Here is a 16,026-nt window from a genome sequence, read left to right on the forward strand (position 1 = left end):
CCGCGCGTTGCAGGGCCGCGCCCGTGGCGGCAAGCACCGCGTAGCCGCAGCGTTCCTCGTGCGCGGCCAGAATGTCTGCCCACGGCACGCCGGGGGCGGCGCAGCCGCCGGGGATAGCATGACCGGCAGGGGCAGCTGAATCGGGGGAACCGGGTGAGTCGGACTGCCCGCCTTCGGATCGGCTGGCGCCAACAGCGGCTCCGGCGCGGTCCGCCGCGCCTTCCGCCCATGCCGCCAGCACGTCCAGCCGGGTCACCCGGTCCACGGCGTGCAGGGTCTTGATGGCCCAGGTATCGCGGCACAGCAGGGCGCGGCATTCGGCGGGACGGTGGACGTAGACGCCGCAACGGTTGTCGGACTGGTTCAGGAACAGGCAGGTCCAGTCGCCGCTGCGAGCAGCCATGCGCGGGCGCAGTTTCACCAGTTCGCGCTCCAGCGGGCGCAGTTGGCCGTCCAGATTGCGGGCCAGTTCGCCCGCGCGCAAGGTCAGGCAGTGTTCCGGCGCAAGATGCCCGGCCCGGAACAGGGCAAGGTCTTCCGTGTGCAGGGCCGGTCCGCCCTTGCGGCAACAGGTGCCGCAACCCCGACAGTCGATGTCGGTATCGTCGGCCTGCGGGGTCAGGGCGGGCATGTCGTGTTCGTTATGCATCCGGATTCCGTAAGGGATGAAAAGGCGTTGTGCGCAGGCCGGTTGTGCGCGGGCAAGTCGAACGCAGCGTTCGGGAAGCTGCGCACGGGCGGCGGAACGAAGGCCGGGGAACGGGCTGGGTGGATACGCCCGCTCTACGCCGGGCGTGCGCCATCGGGACCGTGGCCCGGTGCGGTCCGCGCCCGAACCTGCCCCAAGCCATCGCCGCGTACGCTCCGGACCTCCCGGACCTCCCCGACCGTGCGGACCGTGCGGACATGGAACCGGCAGGTGTCGTCCTGCCAGCCCACGAACCCCATGGACGCGCTGACGAACCACCCCGCCGTGAACGACTTGCGGTCCGCCGTCCACAGCGGGTCGGGGGCCGGGTCCAGCACGGGGGGCACGCAGTGGCCGCCCCCTTCCGGCGGCGGGGCCAGCAGGGTGCACACCTCGTCCACGGTGGGCAGCCGCCAGTCGTCGAACCCGGCGAAGCGCGCCGCGTTCAGCTCGGCCACATGGGCACGGGCCTCGGCCAGGGTCAGGCCCCATTCGCTGCCGCCGCGCTGCCACAGCAGCCCCGTGGCCGGTTGGTACGCCACCAGCGCGGCAAGATCAATCGGGCTGGCGGGGGGATTGGCGGGTGCGACGGATTCGGGGCAGTCGGAAGCGACAGTGGCATCAGGGCCAGCCGCGCCGGACACGAAGGACGCACCGGGGCCGGCGGATTCGGGCGTGCAGGAACCAGTGGCGGGTGCGCCCGGGGCGGGCAGCTTCGGCACGGGCAGGCCCGGCAGCAGTCCGCAGGCGGGGCCAACGGTGCGACCTTCACCTGCTGGAAGAGACGACGGCACAAACAGACCGGCGGGCCGCCACAACTCGTCCAACCCGAACAGGGTGCGGGCATGGCGGGGCATGACCTTCACCGGGGTGGACCTGACCGGAGTGGACCTGACCGGAGCAACCGGGCCGGGCAAGGTGACGTGCACCGTCGCGCCGCCAGCCGTATCCGAAAAATTGGCACCCGCCGTGCCCGCCACCCCATCGGGTGCGACATCCGCTCCGTAGTCCGCATTGCCCGGCACGTCAGCATCATCGGTCAAGCCACCATCACCCGTTGCCCCATCCCCTTCCGGCAGCAGGCACACCGCGTCCACCCGCTGACGCCACGTGGCCACCAGCGCATCCAGTTCCGCCGCCATGCTCCGGGCGTCCGCAAAGCGCTGCGCCGGGTCGCGGGCCATGGCCCGCGCGAAGAAATCGTCCCACGTCGCGTCCAGTTCCGCGTGGCGCTTGCTGGCGCGGGGGATGCGCCCGCCAAAGGCCTCGTCCGTGGGCAGCACGCCGGTCAGCATGCGGAACAGCATCACCCCCACGGCAAACAGGTCGGCCCGACCATCCGCCGCGTCCGGGTCGCGCTCCTGCTCCGGCGCGGCGTAGTACGGCGAGCCCACCTTCACCCCGCGCGGCAGGCGCTGCGCTTCGCCGCCCAGACGCGACAATACGTTCGTTTCGCCGCGCAGACGCGCCAGCGCGCCCGTTTCTCCCCGTAGGCGCGAGAGGCCGAAGTCGATGAGCTTCACGTCGTCTTCGGCGGTGACCATGATGTTGAAGGGCTTCACATCGCGGTGGATCACCCCGGCGTGATGCATGCGGGCCAGCGCATCCAGCGTCTGTGCGGCGTAGCGGCAGGCGCGCGGCAGGGGCAGGCGGCGGGTGGGGGCCTCTACCCGATAGCTTTCGCCGATCAGCAGCCCCAGATTCAGGCAGTAGTATTCCATGACGAAGAAGGGCAGATCGCCAAAGCGGGCCACGCGGGCGGCGCGGTCACGCTCCGGGTCGCAGTCCTCCGGGGCGGCGGTGTCCGCGGCTCGCGTATCCCCCGCGACCTCCACAGCCTCCACAGCCCCCGCAGCCTCCACGAGCGGGTTCCCCTCTCCCCTGCCCCATGCTGCGGGCGGCGGGCAGAAGTCGTCGCCGGAGGGCAGGCGCAACGTACCCGCCGGGGCCACGTCCACATCCCACACCGCCGCCACGTGGGGGTGGTCCAGCGCGGCCATCACCCGCGCCTCGTGCAGGAAACGGCGGCGCAGGTCGTCCATATCGCTTGGGTCGGAAAGGTCGGCCAGCGCGTCGGCGGGGCGCAGCAGCTTCAGCGCGGCGATGCGCCCGGTGACCGGCTGGCGCACCTTGTACACCGCGCCCATGCCGCCCCGGCCCAGCAGCCCGCACACCGTGTAACGACCTATGCGCATGGGGAAAATCCTTGCAGCGGGATGCGCGCGGCGCGCGGGGGGAGAATTGGCAGAAAAGCGGGCGCGCCCGCCGGAATGCCCACGGAGTGGCGGCACCCCTGCGGCAGGGAGCGGGACAGGACGTTGCTGGACATGGTCGGACGCATCGTGGCGGGGCGGATCATGCTGGGTCGGCGCATGGCGTGGCGGGACGGGGTTCTCTGCAACATGGCGTCGGGCACCCCTTACAACAATCGCAACACATACCGCTCATTCACCCCCGCCTCGCGGAAGCGCCGGGCGGCGTCCTGCACGTCGTAGGGGACGAAGCGCACCGTCAGACGGCGCGGGGCGGGTTCCCACAACAGGTACTTGGCGCGGTTGTCGCCGTCGCGCGGCTGGCCCACGCTGCCCGCGCTGATCAGGTAACGCCCCCCGGCGGGCAGCACGCGCGGCCCCTCTGTCAGCGGCTCGCGGGCCACCACGCCGTCGGCATCGCGCCGGACCATCTCAAGGTCATGGGTGTGCCCCACGAAACAGAGGGGCTCCGGGAACCGGTCGAATACCGAGGCCAGCCGCTTGCCGTGAAATTCGTACAGGTAGGTGAAGGGCGAATCGGGCGGCATGCCGTGCACGAAGCGGCAGCCATCGCGCACCAGCACGCGGGGCATGGCGCGGGCCAGTTCCACCTCTTCGTCGTCCAGCCAGTCCATGGTCATGCGCACGGCATCGCGCGACTGGCTGTTGAACTCGCGCAGCCAGCGGGCGTCGGCCACGGCCATCTCGTGGTTGCCCGCCACCGAGGGAATGTGCCGACTGGCCACAAGGCGCAGCACCGGGCCGGGGTCCGGCCCGTAGCCCACGTTGTCGCCCAGCGACACTGCGCAGGTGGCCCCCTGCGCGTCCATGTCGGCCAGCACCGCCTTGAACGCGCCGAGGTTGCCGTGAATGTCGGAAATGACCGCCAGCTTCATGCTTAGTGGGATAGCAGGCGCGGGGTTGGTTGGGAAGGGCGAGAGATGACGACACCGCACGGGCTGCGCCACGCAACTCACCCCCATCCTGACCCTTGTCCCTTCCCCAACCTCGCCTTGCTTCGGGATATGCTTGTCTGTACTGTTTCGCCCAACATCGCCAACGCACGGGGCGCCCTGCCGCACCCGCTTCATACCGACATCTCACGCTCCACCGGAACTACACACGCATGAATCAGCAAGCCCTTTCCGCGTTCATCTGGTCCGTCGCCGACCTTCTGCGGGGCGACTACAAACAATCCGAATATGGCCGGGTCATCCTGCCCTTTACCGTGCTGCGCCGCCTGGACTGCGTGCTGGCCCCCACCAAGGTCAAGGTGCTGGAAGAACTGGCCGACAAGCAGCGGCTGGGCATCGCACCGGATCCGTTTCTGCTGCGCGCCGCCGGACAGAGCTTTTTCAACGCCTCCCCGCTGGACCTCAAGAAACTGATGGGCGACCAGGACCACATCCGTGAAAACCTGTTCAGCTACATTGGCGCGTTCTCTGCCGAGGTACGCGACATCTTCGAGCGGTTCGAGTTTCACGCCCAGGTAGAACGGCTGCACAAGGCCAACCTGCTCTATCAGGTTACCGAGCGGTTCACCCAGATAGACCTGCACCCCGACGAGGTCAGCAACGCCCAGATGGGCCTTGTGTTCGAGGAACTGATCCGCAAGTTTGCCGAACTTTCCAACGAAACCGCCGGGGAACACTTTACCCCGCGCGAGGTCATCCGGCTGATGGTCAACCTGATCTTCATCGAGGATGACGACATGCTCTCCACGCCCGGCGTGGTGCGCACCATCTACGACCCCACGGCGGGCACCGGGGGCATGCTGTCCATCGCGGGCGAATATCTGGACGATCACAACCCGAAGGCGCGCCTGACCATGTACGGGCAGGAACTGAACCCGGAATCCTACGCCATCTGCAAGGCGGACATGCTGATCAAGGGGCAGGACGTCGGCAACATCGTGTTCGGCAACACCCTGTCCGACGACGGGCACGGCGGGCAGCACTTCGACTACATGCTCTCCAACCCGCCCTTTGGCGTGGAATGGAAGAAGGTGGAAAAGGAAGTACGCAAGGAACATGAACAGCAGGGCTACAACGGGCGCTTCGGCCCCGGCCTGCCGCGCGTTTCCGACGGTTCCATGCTGTTCCTGCTGCACCTGCTCAGCAAGATGCGCCCGGTGGACGAAGGGGGCAGCCGCTTCGGCATCGTGCTGAACGGATCGCCGCTGTTCACCGGCGGCGCAGGCAGCGGAGAAAGCGAAATACGCCGCCACGTGCTGGAAAACGACCTGCTGGAAGCCATTATCGGGTTGCCCACGGACATGTTCTACAACACCGGCATCAGCACCTACGTGTGGATTGTGACCAACCGCAAGCCCGCCCACCGCAAGGGCAAGGTGCAGCTTATCGACGCTTCCGCCATGTGGCAAAAAATGCGCAAAAGCCTTGGCTCCAAGCGCAAGGAACTGTCGGACGAACACATTGCGGAAATCGTGCGCCTGTTCGGGCAGTTTGTGGAGGCAGAGCAGGACGGCAAGCCGGTAAGCCGCATCTTCAACAACAGCGATTTCGGCTACCGCACCATTACCGTGGAACGCCCGGAACGGGACGCGGCGGGCAACATAGTGCTGGGGCAGCGCGGCAAGGCCAAGGGCAAGCCCGCGCCGGACAGCAAACTGCGCGATACGGAAAACGTGCCCCTGCACGAAGACGTGGAAACCTACTTCAAGCGAGAGGTGCTGCCCCACGTGCCCGATGCCTGGATAGACCACGACAAGACAAAGGTGGGCTACGAAATACCCTTCAACCGGCATTTCTACGTGTTTACCCCGCCCCGCCCGCTGGCGGACATTGACGCCGACCTGAAGCGGACCACCGACCGCATCAAGGCCATGATCGAAGGGCTGATGGCATGAGCTTTCCGACGTATCCCGACTACAAGGACAGTGGTGTGGAATGGCTGGGCGAGGTGCCGAGCCATTGGAATATGATCTCGTTAAAGCGGATTGCAAATCTCAAAAGTGGTACGACAATATCCCCAGATCTAATAGAAGAAAAGGGAACGTATCCTGTTTATGGGGGAAACGGTTTACGTGGGTATACCCACTCATACACTCATGACGGCTTCTATCCACTTATCGGACGCCAAGGAGCACTTTGCGGCAATCTGAATTATGCCTCTGGCAAGTTCTGGGCCTCTGAGCATGCTATTGTCGTTACAAAAACATCTACACTCTCTGAGAAGTGGCTGGGGGAGCTACTTCGGGCAATGAAATTAGGTCAATATTCTATCTCGGCTGCACAGCCCGGATTGTCCGTTGAAGTCATAACTTGCCTGCGCATTCCTATTCCACCCGTATCAGAACAATCCCTCATCGCATCTTTCCTCGACCACGAGACCGCCAAGATCGACGCCCTGATTGCCGAACAGCAAACGCTGATCGAACTACTCAAGGAAAAGCGTCAGGCGGTTATCTCACATGCCGTCACCAAGGGGCTTGATCCCAATGCGCCTATGAAGGACAGCGGCATGACGTGGCTCGGGAATGTTCCGCAACATTGGACTGTATTACATCTGAAAAGAACCTTCTTATCATATGATTACGGCATTTCTGAACCTCTATTCCCCGACGGGGGAATAGCCGTACTTAGGATGGGAAACATACAAGATGGTAAGATAATATATGATGATATCAAATACACAGAGCACACACCGAGTGAATTGCTCTTGGCAAATGAAGACCTCCTATTCAACAGAACAAACAGCTTGGAACTTATCGGAAAAGTTGGGTTATTTATCGGAAACGATAAATACCCAACTAGTTTTGCATCCTATCTCGTCAGAATTCGCATGCGCGACAGTTTTGATCCATATTTTTTTTCATTCTTGCTAAACACTCAAGAAATATTGGGCGAAGCACGGTCTTTAGCATTCATATCTATCGGACAATGTAATCTAAATCCATCGCGATACAGCCAGCTTCTAATAGCAGCTCCTCCATTTGATGAACAAAAGAAGATTTCATCTTTTCTGGAGATTGAAACAAAAAACCTAGAACAACTTATCAACGAGGCCCAACACGCCATCTCTCTTCTCAAGGAACGCCGTTCCGCCCTCATCTCCGCCGCCGTCACGGGCAAGATAGACGTACGGGGCTACGCCCCCCAACCGGAGGCCGCATGACCATTGGTTCCGTCGGGCGCTCGCTCGAACTGTTCTTCATCGACGGCAAGCCGGAAGGCATGCAGACGGCAGAGGTGTTCAACTGGACCGGGCATGTGCTGTTGTTTCCGCGCACGCGCATAAAGGCGGCGCTGGAACGCAAGGAAGCGCGTTACACCGGGGTGTACCTGCTGTTGGGCGAAGCGGACGGCGCACCGCTGGCCTACATTGGCGAGGGCGAGGACATTGCCGACCGCATCCGCAGCCACGACCAAAAAAGGGACTGGTGGACGCAGGCCGTACTGGTCACCACTGGGGCCAACACCCTGAACAAGGCGCACGTGAAGTACCTGGAATCGCGCCTTGTGGAAATTGCCCGCAGCGTGAAACGGTGGGAACTGGAGAACGCCAATACCCCGCCGCGCCCCGGTCTTTCCGAGGCGGCACAGGCCAACATGGAATCGTTCCTTTCCTACCTGCTGATGACCCTGCCCGCCCTGCGCATCGACATCTTTCAGGAATTCGCCAAGCCTGCAAAAACACAAGAGTGTGAAGCGCCCACCAACGGCACTTCACACTCCCCTCTTTTCGAGCTGATCCTGAAAAAACATGGGCTGAGCGCAACGGCCCAGCTTGAGGAAGAAGGGTTCGTAGTACTCGCCCAGTCCAATGCGCGCTTGCGGTGGGTTGGGGAAAGCACGGCGGATGGCGGCTATGCCCGTCTTCACGAACAATTGCGCGCCTCCGGGGTGCTGGTGGAGCAGGACACACACTGCGTCTTCGCCAAAAGCTACGCCTTTCGCAGCCCCAGCGCCGCCGCAGCAGTCATCATCGGACAGAATACCAACGGCCCGAAGGCGTGGAAGCTTGCGGGCACCAGCGAAACATTCCGCGAGTGGGAAGCACGTCAGATAGATGCCGCCACCACGGAGCCAGCATGAGCCACCACAAGGAAATCGAGTTCGAAAACGACATCTGCAATCATCTGGCCTCGCACGGCTGGGAGTACGCGGCGGACGATGCCGCCCGGTACGACCGCGCCCGCGCGCTGTTTCCGGAAGATGTCGTTGCCTGGGTGCGGCAGGCCCAGCCCAGGGCATGGGACGCGCTGGCCAAAAGCCATGGCCCGGCAGCGCAGAACGTGCTGCTGGACCGCATCCGCAAACAACTCGATGACCGGGGCACGCTGGACGTTCTGCGTCACGGGGTGGAACTGATCGGCCTGCGCGAACCCCTGCTGCTTGCCCAGTTCCGCCCTGCACTGGCCATGAACGACCAACTTCAGGCGCGCTACGCGGCCAACCGCCTGCGGGTGGTGCGGCAGGCGCACTATTCCGTGCACCATGAAAACAGCCTTGACCTCGTGCTGTTCCTGAACGGACTGCCGGTGGCCACGGTGGAACTGAAGACCGACTTCACCCAATCGGTACACGACGCCGTGGACCAGTACCGCTTTGACCGCCAGCCGCGCCCCAAGGGGCAGGGCACGGCAGAACCGCTGCTGGACTTTCCGCGCGGGGCGCTGGTGCATTTTGCCGTCAGCAATTCGCTGGTGCGCATGGCCACCCGGCTGGACGGGCCGGACACGCGTTTTCTGCCCTTTGACAGGGGCAACGCCGGGGCGGCGGGCAACGCGCCCAACCCGGCGGGGCACGCCACCGCCTACCTGTGGGAAGAGGTGTGGGAGCGCGAAAGCTGGCTGGAGATCATCGGGCGGTACATAGTGGCCCTGCGCGGGCCAAAGAAGCAGATAGAGAAGGTCATCTTTCCCCGCTACCACCAGTTGGACGCCACGCGCAGGCTGGTGCGGGCGGTGCGGCAGGAAGGGCCGGGGCACAAGTACCTCATCCAGCATTCCGCCGGGTCGGGCAAGACCAACTCCATAGCGTGGGCGGCCCACTTTCTGGCCGACCTGCACGATGAGCAACTGCACAAGCTGTTCGATTCCGTGCTGGTGGTCAGCGACCGCACGGTGCTGGACGCCCAGTTGCAGGAAGCCATCTTTGCCTTTGAACGGACAACCGGGGTGGTGGCCACCATCACCAGCGACAACGGCAGCAAGAGCGGCGCGCTGGCCACGGCACTGTCAGGCGGCAAGAAGATCGTGGTGTGCACCATCCAGACCTTTCCCTTTGCCCTGAAGACAGTGCAGGAACTGGCCGCCACGCAGGGCAAGACCTTTGCCGTCATCGCGGACGAGGCGCACAGTTCGCAAACCGGAGAGGCCGCCTCCAAGCTGAAGCAGGTGCTTTCCGCCGAAGAAATCAGGGAACTGGAAGACGGCGGCGAAATCAGCAACGAAGACATCCTCGCCGCCCAGATGGCCGCGCGGGCCAACGCGAAGGGCATCACCTACGTGGCGTTTACCGCCACGCCCAAGGCCAAGACGCTGGAACTGTTCGGCAGGCGGCCCGACCCGGCGCTGCCCGCCAGCGTGGACAACCTGCCCGCCCCCTTTCATGTGTACAGCATGCGGCAGGCCATCGAGGAAAAGTTCATTCTCGACGTGCTGCGCAACTACACGCCGTACAAGCTGGCGTTTCGGCTGGCCAGCAACGGCAAGGAATGGGACGAAAAAGAGGTGGAGCGCAGCGAGGCCGTGAAGGGCATCATGCGCTGGGTGCGCCTGCACCCCTACAACATCAGCCAGAAGGTAAAGCTGGTCGTCGAACACTTTCGCGAAAACGTGGCCCCGCTGCTGGACGGGCAGGGCAAGGCCATGGTGGTTACCGGCAGCAGGCAGGAAGTGGTACGCTGGCAGCTTGCCATCACCAAATACATCCGCGAGCAGGGCTACAAGATCGGCACGCTGGTGGCCTTTTCCGGCGAGGTGCGCGACGACGACATGGGGCCGGAAGGCTTCACCGAGCACAGCAAGGTGCTGAACCCCAACCTGAACGGGCGGGACATCCGCGAGGCGTTCGGCACGGACGCCTATCAGATTCTGCTGGTGGCCAACAAATTTCAGACCGGGTTCGACCAGCCGCTGCTGTGCGGCATGTACGTGGACAAGAAGCTGGCTGGCATTCAGGCGGTGCAGACCCTGTCACGCCTCAACCGGGCGCATCCGGGCAAGGACACCACGTACGTGCTCGACTTCGCCAACGAGCCCGCCGAAGTGCTGCGCGCCTTCAAGGTTTACTACGAGACGGCGGAACTTGCAGACGTGACCGACCCGAACCTGGTGTACGACCTGCGGGCCACTCTGGACGGCACGGGCCACTACGACGCCAATGAGGTGGACCGGGTGGTCAATGCCGAACTGGACCCGTACGGCACCCAGCGCGAGCTTGCTGCGGCCATAGCCCCGGTGGCAGACCGTTTGTTGAAGCGGTACAAGGAATTGCAGCGCGCCATAAAGACCGCGCAAGGGGTGCACGACGCCACGGCAGAAAAGAACGCCCGCGACGAGAAAAACGCGCTTGAACTGTTCAAGCGCAATCTGGGCACCTACCTGCGGGTGTATTCCTTTCTTTCGCAGATATTCGACTACGGCAACACGGACATCGAAAAGCGCGCCATCTTCTTTCGCCGGTTGCTGCCCCTGCTGGAATTCGGGCGGGAGCGGGACGAGGTGGACCTTTCCGGCGTGAAGCTGACCCACCACACGCTGCGCAACAAGGGCACGCACAATCTGCCGCTGCATCTGGGGCAGGGCGACAAGCTGCGTCCCTTGGGCGAGCCTGGAACGGGCGAGGTGCGCGACAAGCAGAAGGCGCGGCTGGCCGAAATCATCGCCAAGGTGAATGCCCTGTTCGAAGGCGAACTGACGCCCGATGACATGCTGATTTACGTGAACAACGTCATCAAGGGCAAACTACTGGAATCTGCCGTTCTCGTGGAGCAGGCCGCCAGCAACACCAAGCAGCAGTTCGCCAATTCACCAGACCTGTCGCGCGAACTGCTGAACGCCATCATGGACGCGCTGTCCGCCCACACCACCATGAGCAAGCAGGCCCTGGAATCCGAGCGGATTCGGCAGGGCCTGCTGGAAATCCTGTTGGATCATGCCGGACTGTACGAAGAATTGCGCACCAAGGCGGCGTAGGCAGGTGCGCGCCTAGGACAGGTACGCGCCTACGGCAGATACGGCTTGGGCGTCACCGGCATCATGGTGTCGGAAAAGGCGTCGCGCTCGTAGGACGGCGAATAGCCCGGTGACAGGGGACGCCAGCCGTAGCGGGCATCGGCGCGGGCCTCGCGCCCGTTGGCCGTGGCGGCCTCGGCAACATAGCCGCTGGCTGCCTGCGGGCCGAGGGCCAGTTCACCGGACATCAGCTGTTCCACGCGGGGCCGGATGGCCCGCACGACCTCGAAGCGGCTGGCGGTCCATTCCGACCACGCGGCGCGGGCGGCGGCTTCATCACGGGCGGCAATGGCCGCGATGCCCGCCCAGAACCGGGCGTATTCGGCGGCGCGTCGGTTGGCCCACAGGGGCTTCAGAACGTCCTGCGCGGCCTGATAGTCTCCGGCACGGTACAGCGCATAGCCGCGCCGCACGCCGGACTGCCAGTCATCAGGGTTTTCGCGCTGGGCGGCGGCATAGGTTTCCGCCGCCTGACGGTACTGCCCGTCTTCCATCTGCGACGAGGCGTGCATGCTGGTGGTGGCGCACCCCGTAACGGCAAACGCCGCCAGCACGGCGGCGAGGGTAAGCGTGCGAAGGCTGCTGTTCATGGTGTTCTCCTGCCTGCCGGGGTGCATGGCGGCCACGGGCGGGCAGCACAATCATAAGCATGGCCCGGCGGCGCGCAAGGTGTGCACGCACCCTATCCCGCCATTATCACAAATGTTTGCAGTGGCTGTGCCATGTAGCGAAGGACAGGACAGTATATCGAAACGCCCCCGGAAGTGGTGAGCTTCCGGGGGCGTTGTCACTAATTCACAGGTTACCCGTTGCGCGCAGGGCACTGCTCTAAATTAGGATTTTTGTTCGTTGGCGAGGAAAACAAGCCTGACATGAGAGAGTGCGGCAGCCGTTATGCGAGTCTTCGAGCATTACGGATGGCGACCGCAGCGCGCTCTTCTCGTATTCGACCGAGCCTTAGCCGTTAGGCGAGCGCATAGCGCGAGTCTTACGGATAAGGACAGCAAAGCCATGGCAGGCGAAGTTTGACGACGCCAACGGGCAAAAAGACAATTTAGAGAATCGCTACAGCGCCTTCTCCACCATCTCCCCAAACGCCACGGTGCCCACGGTGGTGGCGCTGGCCATTTGCGAGGCCAGGTCCACGGTGACGGTGCGGTTGCCGATGGTGGTGTTGATGGCGTTGTAGATGCGGGCGGCCGCATCGTTCCAGCCCATGTGTTCCAGCATCAGCGCGCCGCACAGGATGAGGCTGCCGGGGTTGGCCTTGTCCTGCCCGGCAATGGTGGGCGCGGTGCCGTGGGTGGCTTCGAAGAAGGCCAGCGAATCGGACATGTTCACGCCCGGCGCAAGGCCAAGGCCGCCCACCTGCGCGGCCAGCGCGTCGGACAGGTAGTCGCCGTTCAGGTTGGACGTGGCGATCACGCTGTACTGGTCGGGGCGGATCAGCACTTCCTGGAACATGGCGTCGGCAATGCGGTCCTTCACCACCACCTTGCCTGCCGCGCCCCCGGCGTCGGCTTCCAGCACGGCGGCGTCGGCGAATTCGTCGCGCACCACTTCATAGCCCCATTCGCGGAAGCCGCCTTCCGTGAACTTCATGATGTTGCCCTTGTGCACCAGCGTGAGGCTGGACCGCTTCTGGGCCACGGCAAAGTTCATGGCGCGGCGCACCAGCCGCTTGGAGCCGCGCGCGGTCATGGGCTTGATGCCAACGGCGCTTTCCGGATCCACGTTGGCGCCCAGTTCGTTGCGCAGAAAGTCGATGAGCCGCTTGGCTTCCGGCGTGCCCGCCTTGTATTCGATACCCGCGTACACGTCTTCGGTGTTTTCGCGAAACACCACCATGTCCACCAGGTCCGGCCTTTTCACGGGCGACATGATGCCCTCGAAGTAGCGGATGGGCCGGATGCAGGCGTACAGGTCCAGCGTCTGGCGCAGGGTGACGTTAAGGCTGCGGAAGCCCTTGCCCACCGGGGTGCCCAGCGGCCCCTTGATGGCCAGTTCCGCGCCGCGCAGGGCCTGCATGGTGGCCTCTGGGAGGTATTCGCCGGTGGCGGCGTAGGCCTTTTCACCGGCCAGCAGTTCCTTCCATTCGATGGAGCGCGCGTCGCCGTAGGTTTTCGCCACCGCCGCATCGATGACGGGACGGGCGGCCTTCCATACGTCGGGGCCGATGCCGTCGCCTTCAATCCAGTAGACCGTCTTCCGCATGGAGGCGCTCCTTTGCGCAGGCCCCGCCGGGGCGGGGCCGTACTGTCGTGCTGATGTCGTGCTGCCGAAAAGCGGCCGGACGGCGTACCGTCCGGCCTTGTATCACGTGCTTCCGGTGGGATCCGGTGTACCCTTGGGGGTCAGTTCCGGTAGCCGGTTTGGCGGATTTTGTCAAAATCAGAAGGGTCTGATGCCGACAACATAAGAACGAACAGCTACGAGGAAAAACCAAATAAAAAGTTTGGGGGGGTGGGGTTCGGGGAGGGAGACCCTTTTACGCGCTGCGGTCGCCATCCGCGCGTTGCGGTCCCTATCCGTAAGGCTCGCAAGCTCGCCTAACGGCTAGGGCAAGACTCGCGCGCTGCGCTCGTCTAACGGCTGCCGCAAAGGGTTCCCTCCCCGGTTCGCATACATCCGAATCTACCGCCCCGCTACTTCCACGCGGCCAGGAACGATTCCGCGCTGTTGCCCGCGTCGATGTGGCGGAGCAGGGCAGACCCGAACACCACCGCGTCGGGCCGGTCAGGGAAGCCTTCCAGCTGCTTCGGCTCCTTGATGCCGAAGCCCAGCGCCAGCGGCAGGCGGAAGGCCTTGCGGGCGCGGGCCAGCGTCTGCGGCACTTCCGGCGGCAGGCCCTCGCGCACGCCGGTGATGCCCAGCACCGACACCACGTACACGTAGCCGGAGGCCACGGCGGCGTATTCGGCCATGCGTTCCTCGCTGGTGTTGGGGCCGACTAGCGCGATGAGGTCTATGCCCCGCGCGGCCAGCAACGCGCGCATCTCGCCGTCTTCCTCCAGCGGCAGGTCGGGCACGATGAAGCCCGCCACCCCCGCCGCCGCCGCGTCCGCCGCAAGGTTTTCCAGCCCGTATTGCAGGAACGGGTTGTAGTAGCCCATCAGCACCAACTCGGCGTCGTAGCGGCCCGCGCGGGCCTTCAGGCCGTCCAGTATCCAGCGCAGGGTCACGCCGTTTTCCAGCGCCCGCAGGGATGCCGCCTCCACCACCGGGCCGTCGGCCACCGGGTCGGAGAAGGGCACTCCTATTTCGATGACGTCCGCGCCGCCGCGATCAAGGCCGTCCATCTCGTCCCAGAAGCGGTCCAGCGTGGGAAAGCCCGCCGTCAGAAAGGGCACCAGCGCGGGCCGCCCCGCCGCATTGGCTGCGGTCACGCGGGCTTCCAGCCGCGACACCGGCGCCTCGGGCAGCATGTCGTTCATGTCGGTATGAATGGCCGCGCTCATGCCAGCTCTCCTTCGCGGAACAGCACTTCCCGCACGATTTCCATGTCCTTGTCGCCCCGGCCCGAAAGGTTGACCACCACGTGGCCCCCGGCAGGCAGCTTGTCCCGGTTGTTCAGCACCCACGCCAGCGCGTGCGACGATTCCAGCGCGGGGATGATGCCCTCGCGCCGGGTCAGGGCCTGAAAGGCTTCCAGCGCCTGACTGTCGGTGGCCATGCCGTAGGTCACCCGGCCAATGGCCCCCAGATGCGCGTGCTCCGGCCCCACGCCGGGGTAGTCCAGCCCGGCGGACACGGAGTGCGACGGCTCTATCTGGCCGTCCCCGTCCTGCAGCAGCATGGTCATCTGGCCGTGCAGCACGCCGGGGCGGCCCAAGTTGATGGGCGCGGAGTTGTAGCAGCCCGGCTCGCCGGTGCCTGCCGCCTCTACCCCCACGATGCGCACCGAGGCGTCATCCACGAACGGATGGAACATGCCGATGGCGTTGGAGCCGCCGCCCACGCAGGCCACCACCATGTCGGGCAGCCGGCCCGTGCGCTCCAGCATCTGGGCGCGGGTCTCACGCCCGATGACGCTTTGCAGGTCGCGCACCAGCGTGGGGAAGGGGTGCGGACCCGCCGCCGTGCCGAAGCAGTAGTGCGTGGAATCCTGCTGGGCAATCCAGTAGCGCAGGGCCTCGTTGATGGCGTCCTTCAGGGTCTTGGTGCCGCTCTGCACGGGCACCACTTTCGCCCCCAGCAGCTTCATGCGCATGACGTTGGGGGCCTGGCGCACCACGTCCGTCGCGCCCATGTACACCACGCATTCCAGCCCCAGCCGGGCCGCTGCCGCCGCCGTGGCCACGCCGTGCTGGCCCGCGCCCGTTTCCGCCACCAGCGCGGTCTTGCCCATGTATTTGGCCAGCAGCGCCTGCCCAAGGGTATTGTTGACCTTGTGCGCGCCGGTGTGCAGCAGATCTTCGCGCTTCAGCCACAGGTGCACGCCCAGTTCCTCCGACAGCGTGGGGCAGGCCGTGAGCGGGGTTTCGCGCCCCGCGAAGTTGCGCAAAAGGTCGTCCAGTTCCGCCCGGAACTTGTCCGAGGGCAGGATGTCGCGCATGGCGGCTTCCAGTTCCCGCAGCGGCGGCATGAGCAGCTCGGGCACGAACTGCCCGCCGAACTCGCCGAAATAGCCTTTTTTCATGGTGGTATCCTTTGGCGCCGGAGCGCCAGTTGGTATCGACTATGCCGTGCGCAACGCCGCCAAGGCTGACGCCACGAGTCGTGCATCCTTCCGGCCGGGGGCGCTTTCCACCCCCGAATTGAGATCGACGCCCATCAGCATGGCGGGGTCATGCCCGCCGCAGGCGGCAACGGCGCTGGCCACGTTGTCCGGGGTCAGCCCGCCCGCCAACAGCCACGGCGCGCCGGGGGCCAGCCCGCGCAGC

12 protein-coding genes are annotated in these 16,026 nt (G+C 64.7%); 4 read left to right on the forward strand and 8 right to left on the reverse strand.

The window, feature by feature from the left end:
* From FVW20_RS10620 to FVW20_RS10630, 3 genes are all read right to left on the reverse strand, one after another.
* A partial coding sequence (locus tag FVW20_RS10620) for a YkgJ family cysteine cluster protein (protein ID WP_196609497.1) occupies positions 1-649 on the reverse strand: 649 nt, incomplete at its 3' end.
* 134 nt (positions 650-783) lie between these two features.
* Positions 784-2,883, reverse strand: a complete 2,100-nt coding sequence (locus FVW20_RS10625; protein ID WP_196609499.1) for a protein kinase domain-containing protein — start codon at positions 2,881-2,883, stop codon at positions 784-786.
* Between the two features lie 224 nt (positions 2,884-3,107).
* Positions 3,108-3,836, reverse strand: a complete 729-nt coding sequence (locus tag FVW20_RS10630) for a metallophosphoesterase family protein (RefSeq protein ID WP_196609500.1) — start codon at positions 3,834-3,836, stop codon at positions 3,108-3,110.
* Between the two features lie 230 nt (positions 3,837-4,066).
* Here FVW20_RS10630 and FVW20_RS10635 point away from each other — a divergent pair, with 230 nt between their 5' ends.
* From FVW20_RS10635 to FVW20_RS10650, 4 genes are read left to right on the forward strand one after another with little or no spacing between them, the layout of a single operon-like run.
* Complete coding sequence (locus FVW20_RS10635) at positions 4,067-5,809, forward strand: type I restriction-modification system subunit M (protein WP_196609501.1); 1,743 nt, start codon at positions 4,067-4,069, stop codon at positions 5,807-5,809.
* Complete coding sequence (locus FVW20_RS10640) at positions 5,806-7,077, forward strand: restriction endonuclease subunit S (protein WP_196609502.1); 1,272 nt, start codon at positions 5,806-5,808, stop codon at positions 7,075-7,077. The genes FVW20_RS10635 and FVW20_RS10640 overlap by 4 nt, the downstream gene beginning before the upstream one ends.
* Complete coding sequence (locus FVW20_RS10645; protein ID WP_196609503.1) at positions 7,074-7,997, forward strand: GIY-YIG nuclease family protein; 924 nt, start codon at positions 7,074-7,076, stop codon at positions 7,995-7,997. Before FVW20_RS10640 ends, FVW20_RS10645 begins: the two co-directional genes overlap by 4 nt.
* On the forward strand, positions 7,994-11,104 hold the full coding sequence (locus FVW20_RS10650; protein ID WP_196609504.1) for a type I restriction endonuclease subunit R: 3,111 nt from the start codon (positions 7,994-7,996) through the stop codon (positions 11,102-11,104). The genes FVW20_RS10645 and FVW20_RS10650 overlap by 4 nt, the downstream gene beginning before the upstream one ends.
* Before the next feature lie 29 nt (positions 11,105-11,133).
* Here the strand turns inward: FVW20_RS10650 and FVW20_RS10655 are convergent, their stop codons facing one another.
* The 5 genes from FVW20_RS10655 to trpF form a co-directional block, all read right to left on the reverse strand.
* Positions 11,134-11,733 carry a tetratricopeptide repeat protein gene (locus tag FVW20_RS10655; protein ID WP_231039032.1) on the reverse strand — a complete coding sequence of 200 codons (600 nt, stop codon included), beginning with the start codon at positions 11,731-11,733 and terminating at the stop codon, positions 11,134-11,136.
* 475 nt (positions 11,734-12,208) lie between these two features.
* Positions 12,209-13,357 (reverse strand): NADP-dependent isocitrate dehydrogenase, encoded by a 1,149-nt coding sequence (gene icd / locus FVW20_RS10660; protein WP_196609506.1) that lies wholly within the window; start codon positions 13,355-13,357, stop codon positions 12,209-12,211.
* Between the two features lie 431 nt (positions 13,358-13,788).
* Positions 13,789-14,568, reverse strand: a complete 780-nt coding sequence (trpA, locus tag FVW20_RS10665; protein ID WP_196609509.1) for a tryptophan synthase subunit alpha — start codon at positions 14,566-14,568, stop codon at positions 13,789-13,791.
* A 29-nt stretch (positions 14,569-14,597) separates the two neighbouring features.
* Positions 14,598-15,782 (reverse strand): tryptophan synthase subunit beta, encoded by a 1,185-nt coding sequence (trpB, locus tag FVW20_RS10670; RefSeq protein WP_196609507.1) that lies wholly within the window; start codon positions 15,780-15,782, stop codon positions 14,598-14,600.
* A gap of 39 nt (positions 15,783-15,821) precedes the next feature.
* Positions 15,822-16,026: phosphoribosylanthranilate isomerase (trpF, locus tag FVW20_RS10675; RefSeq protein WP_504739153.1), on the reverse strand; the 205-nt coding region annotated here is incomplete at its 5' end.

The organism is Nitratidesulfovibrio oxamicus, assembly GCF_015731765.1.
Taxonomy (GTDB): domain Bacteria; phylum Desulfobacterota; class Desulfovibrionia; order Desulfovibrionales; family Desulfovibrionaceae; genus Cupidesulfovibrio; species Cupidesulfovibrio oxamicus.